The 24,416-nt window shown below is 37.5% G+C and carries 19 protein-coding genes and 4 pseudogenes; 8 read left to right on the top strand and 15 right to left on the bottom strand.

Annotation, left to right across the window (positions count from 1 at the left end; genetic code table 11):
- Positions 1 to 2: 2 nt before the first annotated feature.
- A complete protein-coding gene (gene arsC, locus ACY3ZI_RS04680) occupies positions 3 to 455 on the top strand; it encodes a glutaredoxin-dependent arsenate reductase (RefSeq protein WP_487376181.1) in 453 nt (150 codons plus the stop codon).
- Between the two features lie 74 nt (positions 456 to 529).
- Here arsC and ACY3ZI_RS04675 read toward each other — a convergent pair.
- A protein-coding gene (locus tag ACY3ZI_RS04675; protein ID WP_487376179.1) for an IS3 family transposase occupies positions 530 to 1,746 on the bottom strand; the annotation gives its coding sequence in 2 pieces (ribosomal slippage) (positions 530 to 1,431 and positions 1,431 to 1,746; 1,218 coding nt in all).
- Between the two features lie 242 nt (positions 1,747 to 1,988).
- On the opposite strand from ACY3ZI_RS04675, the gene ACY3ZI_RS04670 reads away from it, so the two are divergent.
- The gene (locus tag ACY3ZI_RS04670) at positions 1,989 to 2,336 is read left to right on the top strand and encodes a carboxymuconolactone decarboxylase family protein (protein ID WP_278979136.1); all 348 of its coding nucleotides are present in this window, start codon (positions 1,989 to 1,991) and stop codon (positions 2,334 to 2,336) included.
- 268 nt (positions 2,337 to 2,604) lie between these two features.
- Here the strand turns inward: ACY3ZI_RS04670 and ACY3ZI_RS04665 are convergent.
- The 6 genes and pseudogenes from ACY3ZI_RS04665 to ACY3ZI_RS04640 form a co-directional block, all read right to left on the bottom strand.
- A pseudogene (locus tag ACY3ZI_RS04665) lies at positions 2,605 to 3,515 on the bottom strand (IS481 family transposase).
- A 231-nt stretch (positions 3,516 to 3,746) separates the two neighbouring features.
- Positions 3,747 to 5,030: an NAD(P)/FAD-dependent oxidoreductase gene (locus tag ACY3ZI_RS04660; RefSeq protein ID WP_407901150.1), complete on the bottom strand. Its 1,284-nt coding sequence runs from the start codon at positions 5,028 to 5,030 to the stop codon at positions 3,747 to 3,749.
- A gap of 453 nt (positions 5,031 to 5,483) precedes the next feature.
- Positions 5,484 to 5,738, bottom strand: coding sequence for a helix-turn-helix domain-containing protein (locus ACY3ZI_RS04655; RefSeq protein WP_487376173.1), 255 nt, complete (start codon positions 5,736 to 5,738; stop codon positions 5,484 to 5,486).
- A 152-nt stretch (positions 5,739 to 5,890) separates the two neighbouring features.
- Positions 5,891 to 6,238, bottom strand: coding sequence for a helix-turn-helix domain-containing protein (locus tag ACY3ZI_RS04650; RefSeq protein WP_487376170.1), 348 nt, complete (start codon positions 6,236 to 6,238; stop codon positions 5,891 to 5,893).
- Positions 6,239 to 8,153: 1,915 nt separating this feature from the next.
- The gene (locus ACY3ZI_RS04645; protein WP_487376168.1) at positions 8,154 to 8,369 is read right to left on the bottom strand and encodes a hypothetical protein; all 216 of its coding nucleotides are present in this window, start codon (positions 8,367 to 8,369) and stop codon (positions 8,154 to 8,156) included.
- A gap of 699 nt (positions 8,370 to 9,068) precedes the next feature.
- Complete coding sequence (locus ACY3ZI_RS04640) at positions 9,069 to 9,224, bottom strand: hypothetical protein (RefSeq protein WP_487376166.1); 156 nt, start codon at positions 9,222 to 9,224, stop codon at positions 9,069 to 9,071.
- A 33-nt stretch (positions 9,225 to 9,257) separates the two neighbouring features.
- Here ACY3ZI_RS04640 and ACY3ZI_RS04635 point away from each other — a divergent pair, with 33 nt between their 5' ends.
- Entirely contained in the window at positions 9,258 to 9,425 is a 168-nt protein-coding gene (locus ACY3ZI_RS04635; protein ID WP_487376164.1) for a hypothetical protein, read from the top strand.
- A 352-nt stretch (positions 9,426 to 9,777) separates the two neighbouring features.
- Here ACY3ZI_RS04635 and ACY3ZI_RS04630 read toward each other — a convergent pair whose 3' ends face one another.
- Positions 9,778 to 10,755, bottom strand: coding sequence for a Wzz/FepE/Etk N-terminal domain-containing protein (locus ACY3ZI_RS04630; RefSeq protein WP_487376162.1), 978 nt, complete (start codon positions 10,753 to 10,755; stop codon positions 9,778 to 9,780).
- A gap of 335 nt (positions 10,756 to 11,090) precedes the next feature.
- Entirely contained in the window at positions 11,091 to 11,435 is a 345-nt protein-coding gene (locus ACY3ZI_RS04625) for a helix-turn-helix domain-containing protein (RefSeq protein ID WP_487376160.1), read from the bottom strand.
- 2,476 nt (positions 11,436 to 13,911) lie between these two features.
- On the opposite strand from ACY3ZI_RS04625, the pseudogene ACY3ZI_RS04620 reads away from it, so the two are divergent.
- Positions 13,912 to 14,679, top strand: a pseudogene (locus tag ACY3ZI_RS04620) (IS3 family transposase); the annotation flags it as partial.
- A gap of 59 nt (positions 14,680 to 14,738) precedes the next feature.
- Positions 14,739 to 15,436 (top strand): IS1 family transposase gene (locus ACY3ZI_RS04615; protein WP_487376158.1). Its coding sequence is split into 2 segments (ribosomal slippage): positions 14,739 to 14,988 and positions 14,988 to 15,436, totalling 699 coding nucleotides; the frame shifts between segments, so codons are not numbered across the junction.
- A gap of 1,055 nt (positions 15,437 to 16,491) precedes the next feature.
- On the opposite strand, the gene ACY3ZI_RS04610 is transcribed toward ACY3ZI_RS04615, so the two are convergent.
- Entirely contained in the window at positions 16,492 to 16,710 is a 219-nt protein-coding gene (locus tag ACY3ZI_RS04610) for a hypothetical protein (protein ID WP_487376156.1), read from the bottom strand.
- A gap of 123 nt (positions 16,711 to 16,833) precedes the next feature.
- Here ACY3ZI_RS04610 and ACY3ZI_RS04605 point away from each other — a divergent pair.
- Positions 16,834 to 17,333: pseudogene (locus tag ACY3ZI_RS04605) on the top strand (transposase); the annotation flags it as partial.
- A 554-nt stretch (positions 17,334 to 17,887) separates the two neighbouring features.
- Positions 17,888 to 18,514, top strand: a complete 627-nt coding sequence (locus tag ACY3ZI_RS04600) for a hypothetical protein (RefSeq protein ID WP_487376154.1) — start codon at positions 17,888 to 17,890, stop codon at positions 18,512 to 18,514.
- A gap of 392 nt (positions 18,515 to 18,906) precedes the next feature.
- Here ACY3ZI_RS04600 and ACY3ZI_RS04595 read toward each other — a convergent pair whose 3' ends face one another.
- Positions 18,907 to 19,425 carry an H-NS histone family protein gene (locus ACY3ZI_RS04595; protein ID WP_487376152.1) on the bottom strand — a complete coding sequence of 173 codons (519 nt, stop codon included), beginning with the start codon at positions 19,423 to 19,425 and terminating at the stop codon, positions 18,907 to 18,909.
- Positions 19,426 to 19,860: 435 nt separating this feature from the next.
- Positions 19,861 to 20,376 (bottom strand): hypothetical protein, encoded by a 516-nt coding sequence (locus ACY3ZI_RS04590; RefSeq protein WP_487376150.1) that lies wholly within the window; start codon positions 20,374 to 20,376, stop codon positions 19,861 to 19,863.
- 301 nt (positions 20,377 to 20,677) lie between these two features.
- Between ACY3ZI_RS04590 and ACY3ZI_RS04585 the strand changes: the two genes are divergently transcribed.
- Positions 20,678 to 21,292, top strand: a complete 615-nt coding sequence (locus tag ACY3ZI_RS04585; RefSeq protein WP_487376148.1) for a DUF2913 family protein — start codon at positions 20,678 to 20,680, stop codon at positions 21,290 to 21,292.
- Positions 21,293 to 22,960: 1,668 nt separating this feature from the next.
- Here ACY3ZI_RS04585 and hdeA read toward each other — a convergent pair.
- The 3 genes and pseudogenes from hdeA to ACY3ZI_RS04570 all read right to left on the bottom strand — a co-directional run bounded on the left by hdeA (position 22,961) and on the right by ACY3ZI_RS04570 (position 24,066).
- Positions 22,961 to 23,263: an acid-activated periplasmic chaperone HdeA gene (gene hdeA / locus ACY3ZI_RS04580; protein WP_487376146.1), complete on the bottom strand. Its 303-nt coding sequence runs from the start codon at positions 23,261 to 23,263 to the stop codon at positions 22,961 to 22,963.
- A gap of 351 nt (positions 23,264 to 23,614) precedes the next feature.
- Positions 23,615 to 23,833: pseudogene (locus ACY3ZI_RS04575) on the bottom strand (ATP-binding protein); the annotation flags it as partial.
- Positions 23,834 to 23,862: 29 nt separating this feature from the next.
- Entirely contained in the window at positions 23,863 to 24,066 is a 204-nt protein-coding gene (locus ACY3ZI_RS04570) for a hypothetical protein (RefSeq protein WP_487376144.1), read from the bottom strand.
- Positions 24,067 to 24,416: the final 350 nt, after the last annotated feature.

The raw sequence follows: 24,416 nt of genomic DNA, 5'->3' as shown, positions 1-24,416 counted from the left end.
CCATGAATGAGATCACTATCTACCATAACCCCAATTGTGGTACTTCGCGTAATACCCTTGCCATGATCCGCAATAGTGGTGTTGAGCCAACGATTATTTATTACCTAGAAACACCTCCGACTAAGGATGTGTTAGTGCAACTTATCGCCGATATGAAAATCACAGCCAGGGAGCTATTACGGAAAAATGTTGAGCCCTATGAGCAATTACATTTAGAAAATAACCTTTATTCCGATGAGCAATTGATCGATTTTATGTTGCAGTACCCGATACTGATTAATAAACCGATTGTCGTCACTCCGCTAGGCGTAAAGTTGTGTCGGCCTTCAGAGGTAGTATTAGATATATTGCCTAATCAGCAACAAAGTGAATTTATCAAGGAAGATGGTCAAATAGTGATTGGTGGTCACGATGTAAAAATGAAAATGAAGAGGCCAGTTAAGAAGAAACCCTAAGAAAGTGAATGGGATTGAGTGTTGCATGAACATTAACATATTGAATGTAGTTGCCCCCGCTAAAACGGACAGTACTAACTTGCCATTTTGAGAGCTCGATACTCTCGCGGTGACATCATTTTCAATCCGCTGTGCGGATGGAAGCTATTATAATCTTCGAACCACCCAGCAAGCTGATCCATCACCGTAGCTGCATCAGGCCGCTCGCTCAGGTACACATAATCACGCTTGAACGTTTTCACGAATGCTTCAGCCATGCCATTGCTTTCAGGACTTCTGACAGGCGTTGTGCACACTTTAAAGCCTAGCGTTTTGGCGAACTTTCGCGTTTCTTCGGCAATATAGCAGCTACCATTATCCGTTAGCCACTCAATTTCCTGAGGCAGCCTCTGGGTATTACCAAACCGTTTTTCTATACTTTCCACCAGGATATCTTGCACCATAGTCGCATTGATACCCGCTGTGGTAGCCACGTAGCTCATGATTTCTCTGTCACAGCAATCCAGACTAAATGCCACCCTGACTTTCTCTTTGTTCCAGCATTTTATCTCGAAGCCATCAGAGCACCAGCGCGTGTTTGAGTGAAGTGTTATAACTTTCCCCTCATGAGCACGGTGCTCGCCAACACGACCTATGTGCTTGACCAGCAGTAAATTATTCAGCCGCATGATGCGATAAACCCGCTTCGGATTAACTCGTGATATCGCATGCCCGTCTGTCTTCAACTGACGATTTAAGTGAGCGGTAATGCGTCTGTATCCACGAGTTTCACATTTACCGCAAAGCGCCTCAATCAGCAGTAGTAACGTGGCATCATCAGCCTTGCTATAGCGAGCTGAGCGTCTGGGCTGACGGCTGTTTATACGCTGATACAAGTTTGATCGCGACACACCAAGTGCTGCTGCTATTCGGATGACAGGGAATCGTCCGGTGGTAGTAATGGCATACGCGATATCAACTTTTTTGACTGGGCTATCTCCAGTGCCTCTTTAATAATTTCAAACTCCATGGTTTTACGACCAAGCAGTTGTTCAAGTTGTTTTACTTTTTTCTGAAGTGCTTTGTGTTCAGCTGCGCTTACAACTTCATCACCGGATTGGATTGCGGACATGCCACCATCTTGCATGAGTTTCTTCCACTTAAACAATAAACTAGGGGTAATACCATTTTGTCTGGCTACTAAAGACACCGAATAACCTGGTTGCAAGATCATGGCAACAAACTTGGCTTTCTCTTGGGGAGTATAACGACGGCGACGCTGTTCGCCAGTTAAAATTTCAATACGCTCCATAGACACTCCTTAAGATAGGTCTAAGCCTATCGCTTAATTAAAAAGTGTCCGTTTTAAAAGGGGGCTATTACATTGAATACTCATTGAAAATATGTACTCTATTTTATCATAATGCTGATAATCTCTTTTTGACTAGATCAAGTTAAATAACCGAAAGGTACAATCGTAATAGCTTTTTAGTTTATTAGTATATATTATATTAAATGATATATTTTATGGTACTCTCTAAAAAGGAACACTCTATGACTAAATTCCAAACGATTACTCACAATATTTCAGCAAACTTGGTAAGTCTTGGGCAGCACATTCCAGATGTGATGAAAAACTTTTCTGGGTTAGTCTCTTCGGGAACTAAAGACGGTGCTTTAGATGCCAAAACAAAAGAACTGATTGCCATTGGTATTGCTGTTGCTAACCACTGCGATGGGTGCATAGGTTTTCATACAAAGAAATTGATTGACTTAGGTGTTACGGAGCAAGAACTGGCTGAAGCACTCGGAGTTGCCATTTTTATGGGGGGAGGTCCTTCAGCAATGTATGCCGCAGAAACCATGGGAGCTTTTAAAGAATTTAACTCAAAAACGGAATGAAAATAGTGGGGCTTACGCCCCATTTTAACAGATGGTTATCTATTATTTAAAAATGAATACGTTATTCTTTAGTTATCATATAGATGATTAACCATTATCCTTTCAAAGAATCTTACCTTCCGAAATATCAGCTTGGCTATTTTTAGTAGATTCTAGATTGATCCCTTGGCTCTCCAGACATACGCTGAGAATATAAATCCATTACGATAGCCAGATAGAGCCAGCCTTCTGGTGTTGTGTCACTCAGAACCTCGGCTGACGTTTAGTCTTAAAGACCAAGTTTATTTTTTAACACTTCATACGGTGTTTTACCAGCATGAGCTGAGTGGGGGCGATGACAATTATAAAATGCCTCCCATTCAGCTAATTTTTCATGTAAATCGACATCATCCTTATAATCGATTAATTGATAAAATTCCTGTTTATCTGTTAAATGAGAACGCTCTACCTTCCCATTCAATCTGGGGGGAGCTGGCTTGATATAAACATGCTCCATCCCGAGATCATGAATATGCCAATTAAATTTTGATTGGAATTCGTGGCCATTATCCGTTCTAATCGTTTTGATTCTAAAGGGAAATTTATTTACAACATAATTAATAAAATCAATAGCATTATAGCTTGATTGTGCCTTTCATAAATATTAAGTGCTCTGATCCGTGTCGCATCATCAATCGCCGTATATTGAAAACGTTTAATTCGTTGTCCATCAGGCGTATTAAAAAATAGGAACTTCACATCAACCTGAACATGGTGCCCTGGCACTTGTTTCTGATAACGTTTAAATAGTGTTTTAGAGCGACTTCGCTGATTTTGGGGAAGTTGGTTTAATTTGTTTCTTAGCAATACATAGTAGCAGCCAGAGCGTGATATTTTGATGTTATGAAACCGGAGAAGATACCAAGCGATGCGCTGGGGATCAAAATGGTAAGTCGTACGCAGATAAATAACCAGCTCTTCGATGTGTTTTGCAACTCTTCTGGTTGGATTTTCAGGGCAGGGTTTATTGTTGATTAATCCTTTCTCGCCATCCCGTTCATAAGCTATTTTCCAAGTATAAAAAGTTTCTCTACTGCTCCCAAAATGACGACAAGTTTTAGCAATATTTTTGCTCTCACGGGCATGATTTAAGATTTTTGTTTTATGTGCAATATCTCGTTTAGCTTTAATGTTCATCATATCTGACCTCCGGCTACAATTAGAAAAAACTAATTGTCAACCGACGTCCAGACTTTCATAATAAGCATTCCCCTATAGTTTAACTAAGAATATAACTTATATTTAATGAAGTAATAACGTTATAACTTAAGAATAGAAAATCCCGCCATTTTTTGGCGGGATGATTTCAAATGAATTTTATCTATATAATTCGAGATTTTTTATTGGGTGCCCATACTTGATAACATCAAATTAGAGTTTTTCAGCCATAATTTCTGCAACGCTATCACCCCAAACGGGTACTTTACCATCGGTTTCAAAGAAAAGCGTTTTATATTGCATTTTGAGCATATAAGGAATGCGTCCCATTTTTAGTACTTGCGTATCTCCACCGAACCAAGAGTTTGAACGGATATAGAAACCTTTGTTGCTACCGATATCGCCGATACAAAAAACCCAAGGTTTTAGTGGTTCATTGGCTTTTTCTGCATTCATCTTTCCAAGATCAAGAGCTACTTGTCGAGCGATGATTTCAGATTGCTGATGACCAATTGCACCCAGTTTAGGCATCGTTACTGCAGCGCAATCGCCAGCGGCAAAAATATTCTTATATTTAGGGTTACGCATTAAAAGGTCAGTAATAATAAATCCCTGATTATCACTAATCTCCAACTCTTTGAGAAAATCATGGGCGATCCAGTCAGGGAAAATAATTTTTAATTCTGCAGGTAACTCAGTACCATTAGCAAAGATGATAGAATTTTCAGTTAATTTGATTATATCTTTAGTGTTATTAATGTAGTTAAATCCCATATTACTGGCAACTTCAAGTAGTTGAGACACTACTTTATCGCCAGCATCTTCCGCAATTATTTCTGCAGGTGTTGTAATTGTAATTTTCGATGCATCCCCCATTTTATGTCGTATAAGCCAATCAGCTAAACCCAGACTGATCTCAACAGGTGGTCCTTCACAAGCTGCCATGGCATCTGGAATTTGTCCTCCAGGATAAGGTTCCAGCCCTTTAGCTCCATCACCTTGATGAAATCTTGCAGAACCAACGACTATTGGTCCTCCTTTGTAAGTACCATCATGCAATTTTTTTCGGAGTTTATTTCCATGAAAGAAGTCAGAAACAGTATCACCATATTCTGCAAATCCTTCAATTCTATCGTAGGCTAGCTTTGCTCCCAATGCGATCACAAGGTAGTCATATTTTAATTGTGTATGCCCTGAACCAGGGCGCTCATTAGGAATGATAGAAACTGTTTGTGTTTCAGGATCTATTTTAGTCACTTCTGCGTTAATAAAATCGATATGGTCTTTCTTTAAAGTTGTTGGAAGATCCATTTTGAGGGAATCTTCAGGATTTCGATTTTCCAGCACTTCTGCCGGGATATTAGGTATATATAGCAAGTAAGATTTACGATCGATAACCGTGATTTCAACTTCATCTTTGGCATACTCTTTAATTTTTTGGGCTGCCCCTAAACCAGCAAAGTTACCACCTAAGACAAGAACTTTTCTTTTCACCATAAGTTATCCTTTATAGTATTAGAGTATAAATAGTTACATATTTTTAAGACTAATGGTTAATTAATATAAATTACCACTAGATTAGAGGCATTTAGATTTAACAAGTACATTATGATTATGTCTACTTGTAATGGTCTAATAAAGCTATAGAGATTTATCGCCTATATTGTATTAATTTCTTAGTATTTTTAGATTAATTTACATTGTCCTCCTTAAAAGTTATACGTTTGCCATATTTGATTAAGCCAGATGGCGTAATAAATTCTCTATTAAAATTAATTTTTTCCTAAAAATGCGTGTATATTAATAGTTAATGCCAATAGGATATTAAGAAAAACGAAATCAATCATACCATTCCATTTATTAAAATGTCATAAAAAATATGAACAGCACGTTTTTGCAATCAAGAAAAATTAAAACTTTAAAGCTAATAACATATCTCGGATTTTTATTTTAACTCTTTACACATTCATTATTAACTTCATAAATTAACTCATCGAAGAATACTTGAATATCAACACCAAGAATATTTAAAGCCGAAACCAATGTATCAATATCTATTCTATTTATACCTCTTTCATATCGACATAACTGTTGCTCACTTTTATGTATTAATCGACTAAAGTCTGTGCGTTTATACCCCGAAGACTCTCTTAATGCTTTTAATTTTCGTCCCGCTACCATGGCAAAAATATACTTTGACTCCATAAAATAACCTATAGAAAAATAAAAAATTAATTTAAACCTTTAATAATTAAAGGTCGAAGGTGAAAACCTAAAAGCACACTTAACTAAGCGTAAAAATAAAAAATATCATGTATCATAATTTATGATGTATGTAACGCATATCTTAATAATAATTAAGATTCGTTTAAGTCTTTTAATCTAGTTATAATGTCACTTTCCATGTCTGGGTCATTTTGTATTAAAAGCGAAGGAATGTTCTGTTTACAAGCGCCTTTCACAAAGCAAACCTCAAATAATTCATCCATAAATTGACGAAATGTTAACCCAAAAGCCGAAGCAAAGAGTTCTACATTCGACAATGTAAGGTCACAACAGCCTCGCTCATAACGAGAAATATGTTGTTGACTTAATCTAACAATACGTCCTAACTCTGTACCAGTCATCCCCAGAGCTTCACGATGTGCTCTTATCAAAGAACCTGCTGCTTGCTGTAATGATAAACATTTTCCTTCCTTAACCATTTAACGTAACCTCCACAATTAACGTCCTATATGACTATAATAAATTAATTTATTTTCCTGAATAATTATTACAATAAATAACATAATGAAATAATGATTAAAATAATATACAATTTATTATCACTTTCATTCTTCACATTAATATGAAAACAAACAATTAAATTACTCAGGATAAAAATACTTATATAACACACTCTCATTTTGTGTATTATTTTATTCGTGGAAATTTTATTTTTCAACCACTCATAATAATTGTTTTTCGAACCAACTTTACTCGTAAAATTTGTAACACAACCCAATTATGTCTGTAATTTATTGTTTATAAAAAAATAAGTATTTTCACGGATTACATCACTCACTTCTCATCTCAACTTATCATGGGATTTAATCCTTGAAAATTCTTTTTATGAGAACAAAAAAAGAACTTAAATCCAAAAAATAATGCAATTAATACTTTTTAACATTATAAATACCCCATAAGACAACATATAAAACCAATGATGAATAATAACTTTTCTCATATCAATTATATTAATAATTGGATATTATAGATTTTTTATTACATTCGATTAACAGAATTGCAACCCACCAAAGCAGCCGAATAAAAACATTTATTATCAATGAGTTAAAATCATATTGCTATAATCAAAAGTAAGATATCAATAGACTCAGGGAAGCTAATAATTTATATATTACTCAATACGTAAAGAGTGAATCTATTTATAGGCCATATGAATAATTTAAATTTATGAATCAATCAATATAAATACAAATGCTTTATCTGTAAGATAAAATAAACACTCCTAGTTAGAGTAATAAAGTTTTCATCAATAGTTATCATTTTCATTTTTTAACCCAGAAAATAGTGATGATACAAAAATATAATAGCCTACGAAATTTATAGTTTGTAATTGCGCAAAATATAATAAGAATCACTATTCCGTATTACCGTGAAGAAGGCGCGTGAGTAACAACTTTTTTCAAGCTTGTAATAGCACAGATCTCAAGTAACGGTTAAAACGATTTCGCTTTAGCAATATAAGGACGACAAACGATCAGGTTAAAACCATAATTCTGAGCGAGGGACAAAAGCTTAGAGCCCCAATGATGTTCCCCTATTTGGTAAGCATCACATTTGAGGATAATCACGCTTGCATTACCAAAAAGCGTTTCATGAGAAACGCCACCAAAAACTCGAAGCTACGGACTAATCCATCAATCCACACATCAGTTCGTTCATTGTCATAAAAATAATAGATTCGAGAAAAATAAGCGTTGCAATAGACACCTTTAATGCCTTTTTGAATTACCCCGTCGAATAATTGTAACATCGACTTACAGCGGCTTTCCTGGCTCTGTTTCAAATCGCACACGAGTTTCTGGCTATGCTTTAGGCTTAAAAGCGGCTAAATACCCACTCAATATTCGACGTTTTCCTTGATACCCCAAAGCAAGGCGTTTTTAATAAAGAACGGATGCGGATAACCCATCAGAATGAACTGCGTCAATCCGAGACTGAATATAGTCTTTAAATGGGTCCCGTTTACTTGGTCGATAAATTTTTCGCTGATAAACAGTTTTCGCTCCAGTACGTTGCAAATTCTTTTTAGCAGTACTGTTCGCTGGACCTCTTTCATTAGCGAACCTTTTGCTCGATTTTCCCTGATGTTTGAGAACCTTTATCGCCCCCTCTCCTGAGTTAACATTGGGAAGCGCTCTCGCAAGTAAACCAGCTATATTACATCAAAGACCAAGATTCAATCGCCACTATGGGGGAGCATTTTTACGCTGCCAGTAATATCTGGTCTCCAAGAACAACATTTGAGTGTCCGGAAAAATAATTCCAAGTATGAATTATCATTGCTGACCTTGAGGTGGGAATAACAACTTAACACACAGAGAACGTGCATGTTCGCTAACAACGTATAACTGCGCATTCGACTGCCGTTAATCGGAATGAAGCACTTCGTCGACAACCCAGCAATGAAACCAATGCACTGATGGAACCGTGTTTTATATCCTCGCGTAAAATTTTTTCGAGTTCGCGTAATCGGCTTTCGATTTTTCTTAATGCTTTGTTAATACGAAGATTTTCTGTCATTTTCATTTCATGGACTTTAATAGAGATCATTCGCCGTTCTTTAACCTGCTCGGCAAATAAGCCCATGCAACAACAATAATCTGCCAGTGCCATTTCAGATAATTACAGGTGAAATTTACACCTTACCTAGGACAGCTCACACAATTATACGTCCAAAATAAAAAAGCGACGGGAGGGATGGTAGAGGTCGAAGTCCTCATGATGAGAGTGATGACCATGCTCATATACTAAATATGACCGAACTTCCTACTTATGATATCGCTGAGTTTGTCAGCAATTTCTTATCGGATAAGTCATTGTTCACGGTCATCCCATTGTATAGTGCCACTGTAAAATTTTTGTATCCCTTATTATTCAGGGAGATTTTACCCGATATTGATATGGTCATTCATTTCTTTGGTATGCTGAAAACAGATTTTATACCAGACTACCATATTGTTATTTTTTGTTTAGGTGAAATCAAGAGAAATACCCATCAATATTCGCGTCAACACGTTTAATCGCATCGGAAAACGAAGTAATTCGAAAACGGGATACCATGTTGATTTTTCCCAGCGAAATAACCACCATTGTTGAAAAGGCGCATCATAAGATATGAGTACGATATTTTGTTGATAGATTATTGGTATCATTGGTGCCGAAGGTGATAGTGTGTGCCCTGATTAATGCAGTATCAACATTGGTCAGTGCCGAGTCAAGGGTAAAATTATTGTTTTCGAAGTTAGCCATTTAGCCGCCCAGGGTGATGGGTGCAGCCGCAAAGTTCAGGATGTTGTCAGTAAAAGCATCATAAGCGGTCGCCGAAGCGATTCGGTAAATAAAACCGCCATACAGAGAACCTAAAACCTTGGCAGTGTCATTGATGTTGACGGTATTTCCCGTCACACTGACAGAGCCGTTGCTAGAGTCAAAGCTGCCGTGAACATCAGACTACACAACACCCTGAACGGTCACATTATTGTTGTTGCTATTCCCCTGTTGACTGGCATTCTGTATAATACCGGCGCCTTCACAGGTCATATCGACCCCGCCGTTCGCATTGGGGGTATTGCTGACGGTGCAGTCCGCCCTGGCGGGAGCGGCTGAGTAAAATAATCCGCCGACAAACAGAGGCAATGCCGTCCTAGGAAAAATCCGACGAACCTTGTGCTTTTGCACAAACACACATCGTGAGATACTTGATGCATAAATTTATCCTTTAAGAAATTTTAAAATAGCGTCTTTTCATTGCATTACGTCATTGAATACCCATAACTTCAATACGTTTTAAATGAAAACACGTTAATCTTGCACTCCCATTTTTCGATACGGCGTCGTGATATTAGCGGGACTCATTAGCCAAAGTAACCGTTTAATAGGAACCATAATCCCCATAAGCACCCGACACTCGCCAAAAACAAGCCCACCATAAACAGTTTGGCTGACACACTCAGGACTTTCATGATTTAGACACCTTATTCTCCGGTTTAAATGAAAGACGTCCCCCGCTAGCCCTTAATGCGCCCCGGGCAAGTACATACGCACCACCAACCAGTCCCCCCAATATCACCGATAGCACCATCACCAGTGCGACCTTGGGGCTAGTCCGACTCACCGCCAATGACGGTGGACTCACCAGGGCAAAAGCGTGAAAATGACGCTCATCCAAACGAAAATCGGATAACAACATGAGCCACACTTGGTCGTCATAATACTCATCGCTCAATGGCAAAGGCCAATTCTGCGCTTGTTTAAGCAATGCCTCTAAGGCAGGCGCCCCCATCATGAACAGCGCTTCATCAGGAATAATGTTAGGCAATTGCTTAATTTCATTTGTGTTTAACTGCGTTTCTTTGGCAATCTGTAACGCGTTTTCCAATCGCATAACCTGCTGTTGTTGTTTATCTTTGGCTATGCCTTCTTGTACTCGAAGCTGTTGTTGTAGGGCTTTTCGCCGATTGTCGAGCTCTAACGACACGGTCCGATATAATGCGGTACGAGTTTGCTGATTTAACTCCGCCAATAAATCCGTTAATTCAAGCTGTGCGGTTTTGGCATTCTGTGCCGAAAACGAAATCACGTAATATCCCATTTCTTTGGATTTGGTGATACTCACTGGGGAGGTCGTTTTTTTCTGCGCAATATAGGCATCGATACTGGCTAAATAGCGATTAAACACCGATGTGACGAGTTCATTTCCGATAGGGGGATCCGTCCTCGGTAAACTTAAATTAACCGCTTGCGGGTAATTGGCTAACTGACCCATATAGGGCGGTAATAGGATAGCCTCAGACACCCATTTAGGTTTAGTGAAAAGTAAATACACACACCCCACCATATAAAAAAAGACGACACTAATAACAAGTGTTTTTTTATTTTGCTGCAGTTGATGAAGGAGTTGAAATAAATCAATCTCATCATGATTATCATTTTTCATATTGATATCTGTAGTGTCATAGTTAATTTGGTCACCAACTCAGAGGTGATATCATCACCTCATAAACAGTCTATGTGCATGATTCCATTCGCATCAAGAATGCACTTGGCGCGTTTAAATCATTAAGGTTATTTAGTTCAATTAAAACTAAAAAAATGAAAGGATATTTAATGCAATGGGAGAGACATGTTTATCTTATTTAGAAATAACGCTAAAAAATCATTGAGTGCCTGATATCCCTACTGAAAAAAGACAAGGCTTTTTTAATGAAGTATTATTCCTGAGTCAACCGTATCACATATACTATCCACATTTAATGTCTTTATTTTTATCGCTTATGTCGATATATCATGACTCCCCGCGTCCTGAACATAAACAACCCGAAATAATTCATTGATAAACTGCGGAAAGGTGAATCCAAGCGCGGTCGCAAAAAGATTTACTTTGGATAAGGTCAACTCTGTGTCTCCTCGCTCATAACGCAGAACATGTTGTTGACTCATCCCAATCCTGTCACCTAATTGCTTACCTGTCAGCGCCAATTCACGTCGACATTGTCTAATTAATGTGCCTGCGGCTATCTGTAGGGAGTCACCTTCTTGGTGCGGGATTTTAATCCGCCCCTCATCCTCAACAACAATCATATTGATATCTTGCTTAACTTGACGTCGTCTCCCCATCGTTCCTCCGAACCTTCACAAAATGCGATAACATGTTTAGCCGCTATTTTATGCTCACTATAACAATGAAAGGCGGATTATCAAAAACCGCCTTGATACAATTTTTCCGTGTTTTATCCTTTGTAACAAACGCTAAACTACCGACTTTAGGTAGATAACCTCTTGTTATTTGGTATAAAAACAATCTATCCTTGAGCGTTATCTTTTGAAATACACTGTCTAAAAATAGTTTTTTACTCTCATAACAACTAAATTTGATATACATTAAAGTTATTCATGCTTTTTTATTGGTAATTCATAAATATTAATATTTTCAGCGCCTGAATAGGCTATTTCATCTCATTTTGTTACATTTAAAATTCACCCTAGATTTATTTGAAGATTAATTAATCGGGATTAAATAAAGCTAAAAAAGAAAGTTATACGAATACTTTTTTTTCATAATAAATAATTATAAAACATCCGTAATAAGCGTAAATGGTAAGGTAAGCAACAGGAGAGCAGTCATTTAAAGATAAGCATTAAATGTAACCGACAGAAAATAACGGAGGAAATACGTTGTCACGTATTTTTCAATCACCACTTGACAGCAATGAACACGCTTTTGAGATTTAAAGCCTGTAAAACCCCTTTTTCATTCCGTTCTCTAAAAAATGTTTACGTCAAATCTAAAAATAAAAAGTTTCTCCCGAAGGGACCACAAAACGAGATTGTGAACCATTCAAAAAATAATTCTCCTCTATAAATCGAACGAGAAACTAAAACGAGATGAGAAAAAACACATTCCAAACATTGACACATTGACCAATATCGGTATAAGGACAGTGTGTTATATATTCACCGTTGATTGTAATTTGTACGACTTGACTTAATTTATGTTTACGTCCTTTGTTTCATCAAATACTGAAAGAAGGGCGCTATTCAAGAAGCGTACTCCAAACATGTTGTGCTTAACCACAAACGTCACCCTTTACGATATTCCTTTTCGTCATATCCATTCCGTATTTTGTTACATTTTATTTGTCGATAAAAAAAACGAAGGGGGTATTATTCATATACCCAATGACATCTGGGATGTTCAGTTTCAGAAACATTCTTTTAGCACATTCACCCTGCCCTATGCAGGGCCTTTTTTTCCTTTGCCGTTCAATTTTTCCCATGATTGTTTGGCTAACCTCAATAAGTTTCTTGGCTGTGCTCAAGTCAGTTATCACTTATCCGAACGAGCCGGACACTTCAATATGGTCTTAACGAAACCCACGCGTTAGGAAACGGCTCTAACCGAGCCTTTGCAACTTGCTAAGATTTCAGATTCCCGAATTCATTTCTAGCAGGAAGCTGCTGCATTGGTTTTACTCATTTATTCTTCAAACGATTTTGAATTGCCTGTATCATTAATTCAAAAAATGAATACCCTTTCGTTATACGAGAAAAGCCAATCGCTGCCCCACAAAATTCTATTGGTAACGTCCCCTCATCAGTATATCCACATCGAGATAACCTCCACTCTATTTTTATCTGGTATAGGTCTATCTTCTCTGACTGGGTTTTCACTTTATTGCGGTAATAAAAAACCATCAATCCATGAAATATGTTGAATTTGCTTTACAAGCGCTATAGGCGAAAAAAACCACATAAGGCGACCGCTGAAATAAAAGACTGATATAACACACTCTGACAAACTTGGACTAACAAGATAGTATGACTACAGAGTATGAGGGCTAGTCATAATTCATCGTGAGTTGATCTATAGAGCCATTTAGTCATGACGCCATTGCTAAACAAACAATTGCATGTTCCAGGCTTACCCCTAATGAGAGTTCATTTCGATTTAGATCAATATTTGTATAAGTAAGGTTAGATTAATATTTTAAATTATCTTCAATTACTGATATATTCAGTTGGCGTTTTGAGTATTTTTCAATTCATATAGATCTAGAATTAGCCTTTTGATCAGTAATTTTTGTCACTCCCTATGTGGGGTGGCATTTTTTTGTCTGCTAATTAGCTATACCTGCCTTCAAACTATTTTTCTAATAAAATTCACCTTCACCAAACAGACAGTTCCCTTATGAATAAGATTTCAACACTCTCCTGAGTTATCTGACACTATTTTTACCCTAATGCGCTAATATCATCGCACGATGCAAATTTTTATTCCCTCATAACTACGGGTGGTTTTATATTGACAAGCCAACAAATCATGTAACGATGATATGATAAGGTAATGGTACGCATTGAAATTTATGAGACATTAAATTATAGCCTTGAGACTTCAATACTAACTCAGATGAATACAGGCTCCATCTTCATAAAAGAACATTCAGTATCAGGCAAGACCGGTCCCCCATTCTAACGTGATTTATGATAACCAGAATCACTCAGTAGACTGGTCCCTTAGATCTCCAGACAGTTAGTATCACTTTAATTAGTGATAATCTTAATACTAGTTTTTAGACTAGTTCTTGGAGATAAAATGATCGAGATATTAGGTCCTGAGCGCAGAAAACGACGTTCCCCACAAGAAAAAATAGCCATTGTTCAACAAAGCGTTGAGTCGGGTATGAGTGTTTCCATGGTTGCTCGCCAATATGGTATCGCTGCAAGCCAGCTTTTCCTTTGGCGTAAACAGTATCAAGAAGGAAGCCTGACCGCGGTAACAGCAGGTGAACAAGTTGTTCCTGCCTCTGAGCTAGCCTCAGCAATAAAGCAAATTAAAGAGCTACAGCGGTTGCTCGGTAAGAAAACAATGGAAAATGAACTTGTTAAAGAAGCAGTCGATTATGGACGAGAAAAAGTGGATAGCGCTCGCGCCCTTATTACCCAAGGATGGAAAATAAGCTTAGTAAGCCTAACCTTATGTGTGTCACTAACGCAGCTATACGTTCTAGCAAAACGAAAAAGTGATTGGAAAGATAAACGAGAACGACACCCTCAAGATGATAGCGATACGCTTGCTCGTATACACAACGTGATTGATAAGCTGGCTATCGCCGCGTCTGGGCGATGTTACGTCGGCAATCTGAGAATGAAAATATCGCGATTATTAATGCCAAACGTGTTTACCGTATCATGAAGCAATCAACATTATTATTGGGACGTAACCCCGCAATCCCAGTCTCGAAACGAGCACATATAGGAAAAATGGCAGTGAATGAAAGCAACCAACGTTGGTGTTCAGATGGTTTTGAGTTGATGTGATAATGGTGAAAAACTGTGCGTCACGTTCGCTTTAGACTATTGTGGTCAAGTATTCAATGAGTTGATAATGAGGTAAACTAAGCTTTTCTGTTGAGGTTTAGTATGGCTACCATTTCAGTAAAATGCCGATTCTGTGGATTAACCGACCCTGTTAAAAAACATGTCACCGGCAATGGTGGGCATCCCCGTTATCGCTGTCAGGCCTGTTGCCGCTCTTTTCAACTCGATTATACTTACAACGCTTGTCAGCCCAGCATCAAAGAGCAAGTGGTTGAGCTTGCCATGAATAATGCGGGTATTCGTGACACCGCTAGAGCATTACATATCAGTATCAATGCCGTCGTCCGCACTTTAAAAAACTCTCGCCACGGAATGTAACAACACTGCCCCTAGATAATCTACAAATTCAGCTCATTTGTGAGGTCGATGAGATGTGGTCATTTATCGGTAACAAAAAGCGTCAGCGTTGGTTGTGGTATGCATGGGAGCCTCGCTTAAAGCGGATTGTCGCTCATATATTTGGTTCCCGAAGCAAGAAAACACTGGGTAAATTGTTAAAACTGTTGTCTGGGTTCCGTATCGCTTTTTGGTGTGCTGATGGTTACAGGGTGTACAAAGAGGCACTCCCTAGTGAAAAACATATTTTAGGAAAGCTATACACACAGCGAATTGAGCGTGAAAATCTGACGTTGCGTAACCGATTGAAACGACTCAATCGCAAGACGTTAGGGTATTCAAAATCATCCGGCATGCATGACAAGATCATTGGGACTTTCATTGAGCGAGAGTATTACGTTTGAAATGCCATCACCCCTTTGGATACGTGACCCTATTTGCACTAACTGTAATTTCTAAGAAGTAAGTCGCACGGGTGCATTATTCAGAAATTTCGGAGGCTTGAATTTGTAAGGATTATTTACATGTTGGAATTAATACCCGTTGTTACCACTTTTTGTTTACTGCCTCGAATTCGGGGGGAGTTAGAATCCTGCAAACTCATCAAACATACAAACCTCAATCGTGACAATGAAAAGAACACAGCACCTATAACGACCAGTGAAACTCAACAGTGCTCTTTCCATTGTAGAAATAGCCACCAAAGTGATTTTTAGATAATTTTGCGAAATATAATTCAATTTATAATTGTTAATTTAACTCCCCCAGAGAGTTACATGAAATCCAGATCAATATATATATAGGTAAGGTTAGACTAATGTTTTTCATTGCATTGCCTTGGTGATATATTTGAAGGGTATTTTGAGTACTTTTCAATTCATATAACTCTAGCTCCAGCATTAGCTTTTGATCAGTAATTTAGCCACTCCCTTTACGGGGAGTGGTATTTTTTTGTCTATTAGATACGGCTGGCGGGCAAAGCGAAGAGGAATAACTCATTTTGTGGGTTGATAGTATCAATCTGCTGGTTGATTCTTCAATCCTATTTTTTATCCAGTAATTTGGGTTTTAATGTCTTTGCACCAACTTATACGGAGTTAGGCACATGAGCACCAAATAAAAAACGCGCTAAAATCAGTACTCCTTACCCTATGAACGATTACGCCCATATACGCCACACTGCCGACTTTTTAGGTATTTCTGATGTTACTCGTTATCGTTAGGAACGTGATGGTAAATTACCTACGTCATTTGAGATTGAGAAAAGTTTTTTGTCTATGATGCTGCTGAGATTCGAGCCTGGGTAGAGTCTAAAAAAGCACAGAAATAAGCTGCGACAAGTTACTTATAGAAAATCACCAACGTGCAAACTCCCACAAATGCAGCAAACAATACCATGAAGAACCATGGCCAGCTTGGCATCTACCGTGTTTACATGACACTTCTTACAATTAGGTAGTCACTCACTCAATGCGATAATAAAACAAAAAAAACAATAAATACCAGCCCCAAGGGCAGTAAATACTATTGTCAAACCGCTAGACAGAGTTGCCCACCCACCAGAATTACGATGAGGGGACAAAAATTTATAGCCAATAAGATTGGTAAACACTAGGAGTCCATACCCAAACGCCTTTAACGATCTTTTACCAACCGCTTTATATTCAGGTTCATCCATGCCTACAGCTTCATCTTTAATATATCTTAAGCCAAATATACTATATTTTAAGAAATCTGAACTATCCGTAAATTCCGGAGAATTGAAACTTGAGTTAATGAGTGATAGAGCATAGCAATTTAACTCGTTTCCGAGCAAAAAGTCACTTTACCGCTTCAGGTTCAGCATTGTGTTGATGATCTTCTTGAACACTTTTCGCACATTGAAGATAGACTGATTAACTATAACCAAATCTTGCCTGAAATGGTAAAAACCGATCATCGTAGTCAACGACTGATGAAGTTTAAGGGAATTAGACCAACAACAGCCTGTGCGTTAGTTGCTAACATAGGTAACATGCATGATTTTAAAAATGAACACCAATTGGCGACTTGGCTAGGTTTGACTCCATCCCAATACAACAGTGGAGGAAAAGCAAAACTTGGCAGGATCACCAAAGCCGGCGATTCGTATTTATGAACCCTGTTAGTACAAGGAGCGCATTCAGCCCTGATTGGCGCCAATAAAAAACGGATCCATTCAGTCGCTGAGTTTATTCATTCGTTGAACGTCGAGTGTATTGGCGCGCTGTAGTTGCTATAGCGGCTAAAAATGCACAATTATGCTGGGCATCATTGCACTAGGGAGATGATTTCAAACTGTACTCAGCTAACTAAAGTACGAAGTAATATCACTACCTGACCAACAACTTGTTGATGATAAAGGGTTAAACCCCGTGAGAACGATCTAACGATTGTACAGGATATATATCCGCTTAACGAACAAGAGCCGCACGCGCGTCTTTCATCAGGGTCCGAATTGATAACGATTTATAATGACCGTTTGTAGTACCGCAGTTTCTCCCCTTTAACTTTCACGATCCTTCAGAGAGAAATTATGAATATCGGTGTTGACATACTGGGGAAGCTCTTATAATACAATAAATTTCGATATCCAAACTGCCCCCTAGTAGGCCTATTTTTTCAATGAGGGCAATTTTGAGAGCATAATTTTTCACAATTTCTCTTTTATGTCTTAATCCTGCGGCGGTTATCTGATATACTTAAGTGTTGTACTTGGCGCATAAAGAAGGCGTTATAACTTCTTAAGTGTAGAGTTTCAACTACAAGGAATTATTTATTCATCCCTTCCAGTTCTCCATTTTACAACTCAAAATCCAGAAAATGGACGTATTCAAATGAAAAATTTAAATATAATTTCTTTCTTACTTATATCTATAGTATCGATAAATGCTTGGGCTAACTCAACAAGTGACTTAAATTCAGCTCCATTTGGATTTAGATGGGGCGACGATTTAAATGAAGTTAAAAGCAAGCTAACTGAACAATATGAAATAATTGAAGATCTAGAAATATGTCCATTTACAATTGTAAAAACTAATAACTTAAATGAAGAAACAAAAGACACAGGGGAATATGAGTTACTCATTTTGCAAAAATATAACGGTATTACTATTTTCAGTGGATTAATAGCCGTCAGCTATAAAAGTAAGCCTGCTAATATCGGGGACTATTATAGGCTTCTTCGTAAAATCACGAATGATATAAAAAGAGAATATGGCATACTACAATATGCTAGAAGTATAGATACACAGGAGAGCTATTATTTTTTTGAAGGTAAAAACCTGACCATTAACCTTACTGCGGAACAATACAAAGATTATTTTTTTATTGATTTAGAATATGCCTTCACAGGGTACAGAAAAAATCCAGAAACAGAATATGGTTATTCTCGATACTATCGAGATTATACTATCGCAGAAGAAATATGTAAAAAACAACGAAGTCAGCAATTAAATCAATAAAATATTCCCCGAGGCACAGATATAAAATTAAATTTATTAAAAAATAGGTGAAAATATAGAAAAAAGAATATATATACTTAGCATTATTATACCAACAATTTTTTTGAGCAACCATGTATCATGCATACCATAATAACCCTACATCTTCATATAAAACAATATCACAACCTCAAGATAATTTTATTCTTGAAGCATCTGCGAGTAATATAAAAAAAACAAGGTCATTTAATTATCAGTATTCCATCTATGGGTGGCGATGATATTATTTTCTCTCTGGTGCTAGCGCATGATTGATAGAAAAATAAAATGGGTTATAGTTGATGAATCACCGTTCACAACATGCTGACATTGCCTAATAAAAGACAATGTCAGGAGAAAGTCAAAGAGGACCGTTAACCTAATGATGCGGGATGATTTTTAAACACATTTTCGGCTTCTTGAAATTCGCTTTTCACCTCATGGGCTTTTTCAATTAAGAATTCATCAAGGGTATGTCCGGCATTCAGTAGTTGCTGTAAACCTTTTTTCATGCGACCTATACCTGTGTATGTCTCTATTTCTCCTGTTTCAGGGTGTTTGAAGCGGTACTTTGGTGATCTTTTGTTGAGCTTTCTTTTTTTATCTTTTTTCTTTGCCTTTGTATCAAAGGTTGAAATATTAATGGTTTCAGGATCTAAACCCAACGCTTCTATATATTTAATGGCGTTAAGGCGCTTTTCCTCCAGTTCGGCAAGCCTTAATTTGTGTAACTCAAATTCTTCGCGTTGTTCCTCCACGATACTATTGAGTTGATTGGCCAGGTTTTCCAACCATTCAAAGTTTTTCGTTTTTACAAATTTTCTTAACTCTGTTAATCCAGTTAGCGTTTCCGACGTAATTTTATATTTTTCTTCACGGGTTAATTCAATCATGATTTACCTCATTGTATTGTTAATGAAAACGTTACTTTTTTTCATAGAGACTTAACTTACCCATTTATTGTCATTTAAAATGGGCTCAGTATCAAAGTTTGCCAGTTTGAAGCTTACATCCTTTAATAACTACCCTTTAATGACTACCTTTTCTGTGTTTAATACGTTATTCCATTTGCTCAGTGTATTTTTTTCACTCCAAAATGATGATTAAACTATCTTGTGTCTATTTGTTATTGAATATCACAAAATTATTTATTTTTAGTTTCCTTTATCTTTTTCATCACTAGAGAAAATAACATGTAATAGTCCCTTATTTGTTTGCTCCCCGTAGATTTTAATTAAAAAACCGATTTCTTCAATACTCATACCATATTCAATTTTTAGTACGCCATCTTTAACCCAATAGCTAAGCAACATATCAATATCAAATGATTATTTTTCATCATCAGTAAAATAGTTTATAACTGCTTCCCGTAAATAATTCGCTCGCCCCTTCCATTTCATTTCATCTAAAGTCATTTCACTCAACATATAGTTAATTTTACTTGGGTAATCATTCTCGCTTGATGGCTTCTCAATGTTTAATGTTTCCGCTATTTTAGTTAAAAATTCATCTTGTAATCGTATCCAATTGATCACCCACCAATGCGATTTAATAAAATCCGCATTTTCGTGACACAGTAAGTCTAACAGCGCTTTATTTTCGTCAATCCGTTTATAAATCCCTCGTTGATAGGTCGAACAGACTATTTTAATATTTTCAAGCATCTCAATATTGGCTATTTTTCTCTCTTCAAGAACGTCTAATTTTTTCCTCGTAGAAAAAAATAAAAAAACTTTAATACCTAACAATATCAATGTAATAAAAACACTCACAACCAAAACCAGATTCACAATAAGAGAGATTAAAAATGCATTACCCATAATAAAATCAGTTAAATCAAACATAGTCTGTCCTTACGTTTCATTTTCGTCAATGAGTAACAAGCTAGATCACCTTGGTAAATGAACATGCAATTTGTATTCATCGTAACCTTTTATCTTCTTATCCCATGTGATATAAGATAAAAAATGTTCAAAAAAGTAGATAATATAAGGTATAAAATGATTTTTTATATCGTTAAATGACATGAAATAAATGGATGTATATTGTTAGACATACATTAATACTGATATTTAATAGTATCATGTTGACGTATTTAGCCCGCCATGATTAGTTCCCTAAAGGCTGGAAGGAGGTCCAAGAATTATGTCGACAATAATTTCTGTTGAAGAAAAAAATCATGCTTTAGGCAAATTAGCATTTGCAGCTCTGGTTGCACTAAAGTTGGCTCAATGGGATGGGAGCGTTACCAGAAATACACAATCCGATAATTTCTTTCTCTTACGGTGGTTACAAACCGCCTTAAAACAAAAACGCTTTCACCGCTGTATTGCGCCTGATTTTGCGTGGCTAATTCACCTTGGGCAACAACGGCTGATAACCTCTCAATTGAAATCCCGACTAGAGTACTTGTGGCGTGCATGCTGTTACGAGATTGAAAGCCAAAGTGACCTATTTCGGTTATCAACGGCCACTAAAACACTCAACGATTTGGGATGGAAGAGTGTGGTACTCAATGATGAACTTTGGGAAAAATTTGTGACTGAAAAACCGGATATTAATGGGGGACCAAGCTTTTACGTTGCGGGAACGGCATTGACCGCCGGATTTAATGATGAGGGACAGCAAATACTCCCTGTGGATTTTGGGGTATTGGGAAATCAGCAGCAATTCGATGTAATCATGAAGCAACACCATCTTTTTGGCTGTTTTGATGCACCTTCCCGATGCTATACTTTGTTGACACTGCACTTACGCTAGCGGGATATTTTAGCTTAATATATCCTGTGATTTTCTATTTTTCGGCTTGGAACAAACGCCATTAGGCGCATCGCGCCGGCGATTTTTGCTCTAACAACATTTCATTGCGTATCTTTGTGGCATTTTTTCATTGCCTTCAGCTGATAAAAAAACGTGCTCTTCCCGATGCGTTTTATGAGGATTTTTCATAAAAATTCGTCATAAAGTAATGGGTTCATCAACCAGCGATCCCCTCTATCCCCAAGTAATATCTGTTTCGATAGTCCGTATCAACTAAACTCTTTCCTATAAGAGTTAATTACACCTATAGCCCCGTTGATTTGCCTGAATGGGCAAAGTCGGCTGAGATTAAGGGCGCTATTGCGGCGCTTCAGGACAAAAGAAAAGGTCGTGTCACTTTGGTTCTGAAAAACACAGGCTGGTCTGCCGAAAAATAACCCTCAAACTATTTGGGTTTACTTAACCACTTGCTAATCCAGCGAGTCACATAGGTGTAACTGAGAATAATAAAAGTAATCATAAAAATGTCTTTGTTCAGATCTTCGGTATTGAAACCAATTATGGTAATAAAAATAAATGGGGATAAAATCAGTAACAGCAAATCAAAAAAGATCTGTAAACGATATTGACTCCCCATAATCCAATGTCTTATAGCTTTAGTGATATTCATGTTTCTATTCTGAATGTATTCAATATGGGAATGTATACTATTATTTATATCTCAATGGCTGGGTAATTACTGCAACAGATCTAACAGTTTTTTGTGTTAACAGTGAGTACAACTACAAAATCCCTCCAACAGGACGCAACTGCCATTCCCCCCCCCTTGTATAACAGTTAGCTCGATACCCGTCAGAAGCATAATCAAAAATCAGCAGCCTGTTTTATTCGTCTGGTAACGGAGTCACTATGCAAAAAATAAATAACGGTCTAAAGACGATGGCTGACAGCAATAGCTATTACTTTCATCTACAGATATACACCTAACCAACATCAACATCAGTTTCACCTTGAGCGAATCCGCTGAAGCACCCCAAGCATAACCTAGCCCACATGCGTGTTGTAAATGGATTGATATACTTCGTTGAAAGATCCTCGACGTTTAGCCGCCCTTTTCTGCATGGCGGTAATTGGAATGTCACGAGGTACAGCATGAGCTGGTAGAATTATTTAGATTAGAACACATTGTAAGTCGGCTATTTAAATGGGGTAGACTTTTTTGAATAAATCGATCTTTTAGGTGATCGGCGGAGTTGATCATGACAACCTTTTCAATATCAGAGGATCAGACAAAAAAAGTGTAAAATCACCAACGGATTCACCTACCACAACTCACTCAAACTCCGCGGTTCACTGACTGCTCTATACTTGATGAGCTTTCCCTTACGCTCCCCAGATGACTCATTAGCCAACAGATAAGCAACGATAATACCCGATGGAAAAATAAAGTTATCCATCAACGGCGTTCAATGCCAAAAGCCTCAATTTTCCGGATTAAACCCTTTCGTGTGTTTTTTAATCGTCTTCTCGGTCAATTATTGGAAGATCATTGACATCTCATGATTCGGTGAAAAAAGGACCAAGCCTGATACAGGGCTCAATCCTTGGAGCTCACTGACCCAAAACATACGACGATTTGGGGTCCGATCACTGGATGTGTTTTTAGCCCTACAGTTTTTTCAAATATTCTTCAACTTTTTGAATAAACGATTCTTTAGGGGCTTTTTTACACGCATCAATAATAAGTGGTGTTGAGGTTTCGATACCGCTAATATCTAAGGTTGGATCTTCTACTTTTCCTTTTTGAGTCACGATCTCAGCGGCTCCAATTGCTGTTGGATAAAAACTGTCATCAATGGCTAAGAAATCTTCACACTTCCATTGAGATAAAGGCTTAGTGTCTGTCGCTGCAAAAACTGAAGTCGTCATCAAAGACATCGCAATGACCCCTGTAAATAGTACTTTGTTCATAAAAATACCTCGTTATCTATAGTGATATTGACCTTACATCGGTTTAAATATAACCTATTATTTTAAAAAGGAAAATATTCGAAATTTGAATATCTTTTTTATCCTCACTGTGTATCTAATTATCCCAAAAAGCGATAACGTGCTAATTTTAAGCTTGTTTTTAAATAATAACTGACCACTACACTTTTAAAATTTATCAATAAAAAACGCGATGTTTTAACAACGCTCTGCTTTTTAGTTTTGTACTGTGGATTTAACGAACTGAGCTTAGGTATGGCTTCGCTTAACCCCATCCCATTTACGATTTGAGTGATGTTTGAGAATATATCGTCTTGCTGCCGCTTCATTAAAATTTTCCTGCTTCGCTTTCGTCCGTGTCGCTACCAGCCAGTCTAGTGACATGAACAGAACTCGATGCCCAGCATCAGCGGTTTTCACTCCAAGAGCAACGGCTAGACTTTTTTCCACATCTGGTGGTTCTATCAAGATCTCATCCTCACAGCATTCTACGAACGCTAGCCCAGCGGCCACTCTGCCGACCTTGCGATCGATCCCCTGCGGGAATCTGAACCTCTTGCCCTTTAATGCGTTTAGCAAGGTCACGATAGTAAGTAGTAGTTCTGAAAACAGTTACCGTCTATACTGAAATTAGTTTCAAACTGAGTATCGTAATGACCGATGGCTGATTCCAGAAACTCCCTAGCACTGCTGTTCATGGTCGAGACATCAAAACTTTCATCGTTAATATCACCGACCACATCCAGATCTTCATTGGTGACAAAGGAAAATCTCACTGGGAACATTGGAATCAGAATATTATTACCTCAATAAATATAAAAATGAGGACAACTTAAAACGCGACGTCATTGATCATCATAACCAATTGAAAATAAAGAAAAATATGACCACCTTAGTCCTGTGCAATATCAATTAAGTCAAGCTACATAAGTAGGCCAAAATTTGGGTCGCAGTTCATTAATGATGTCTATTATTTTCCCAGAACTGGAGGAATTCTGATAAATGGCCTAATTGAGCCGCATACAAATTAGTGATCATGAAAAATCTTACGAAAGCCTTCGAGCATAATAGTGAATGGCATTCCAACAGTGTATTAGGCTATTGTTCTCCGCTGGAATATCTGTGGTGTCAAACC

This window comes from Providencia sp. LY12 (genome assembly GCF_057621555.1).
Note: the sequence above shows the minus strand (reverse complement) of the source record. Positions and strands in the feature narration are given on the sequence as shown.

Bases quoted from the DNA above. Each gene is read 5' to 3' on its own strand.
- arsC (WP_487376181.1), top strand. From the start codon at position 3: ATGAATGAGATCACTATCTACCATAACCCCAATTGTGGTACTTCGCGT.
- ACY3ZI_RS04670 (WP_278979136.1), top strand. From the start codon at position 1,989: ATGACTAAATTCCAAACGATTACTCACAATATTTCAGCAAACTTGGTA.
- ACY3ZI_RS04660 (WP_407901150.1), bottom strand. From the start codon at position 5,030: ATGGTGAAAAGAAAAGTTCTTGTCTTAGGTGGTAACTTTGCTGGTTTA.
- ACY3ZI_RS04655 (WP_487376173.1), bottom strand. From the start codon at position 5,738: ATGGAGTCAAAGTATATTTTTGCCATGGTAGCGGGACGAAAATTAAAA.
- ACY3ZI_RS04650 (WP_487376170.1), bottom strand. From the start codon at position 6,238: ATGGTTAAGGAAGGAAAATGTTTATCATTACAGCAAGCAGCAGGTTCT.
- ACY3ZI_RS04645 (WP_487376168.1), bottom strand. From the start codon at position 8,369: ATGATCTCTATTAAAGTCCATGAAATGAAAATGACAGAAAATCTTCGT.
- ACY3ZI_RS04630 (WP_487376162.1), bottom strand. From the start codon at position 10,755: ATGAAAAATGATAATCATGATGAGATTGATTTATTTCAACTCCTTCAT.
- ACY3ZI_RS04625 (WP_487376160.1), bottom strand. From the start codon at position 11,435: ATGGGGAGACGACGTCAAGTTAAGCAAGATATCAATATGATTGTTGTT.
- ACY3ZI_RS04610 (WP_487376156.1), bottom strand. From the start codon at position 16,710: ATGGATGAACCTGAATATAAAGCGGTTGGTAAAAGATCGTTAAAGGCG.
- ACY3ZI_RS04600 (WP_487376154.1), top strand. From the start codon at position 17,888: ATGAAAAATTTAAATATAATTTCTTTCTTACTTATATCTATAGTATCG.
- ACY3ZI_RS04595 (WP_487376152.1), bottom strand. From the start codon at position 19,425: ATGATTGAATTAACCCGTGAAGAAAAATATAAAATTACGTCGGAAACG.
- ACY3ZI_RS04590 (WP_487376150.1), bottom strand. From the start codon at position 20,376: ATGTTTGATTTAACTGATTTTATTATGGGTAATGCATTTTTAATCTCT.
- ACY3ZI_RS04585 (WP_487376148.1), top strand. From the start codon at position 20,678: ATGTCGACAATAATTTCTGTTGAAGAAAAAAATCATGCTTTAGGCAAA.
- hdeA (WP_487376146.1), bottom strand. From the start codon at position 23,263: ATGAACAAAGTACTATTTACAGGGGTCATTGCGATGTCTTTGATGACG.
- ACY3ZI_RS04570 (WP_487376144.1), bottom strand. From the start codon at position 24,066: ATGTTCCCAGTGAGATTTTCCTTTGTCACCAATGAAGATCTGGATGTG.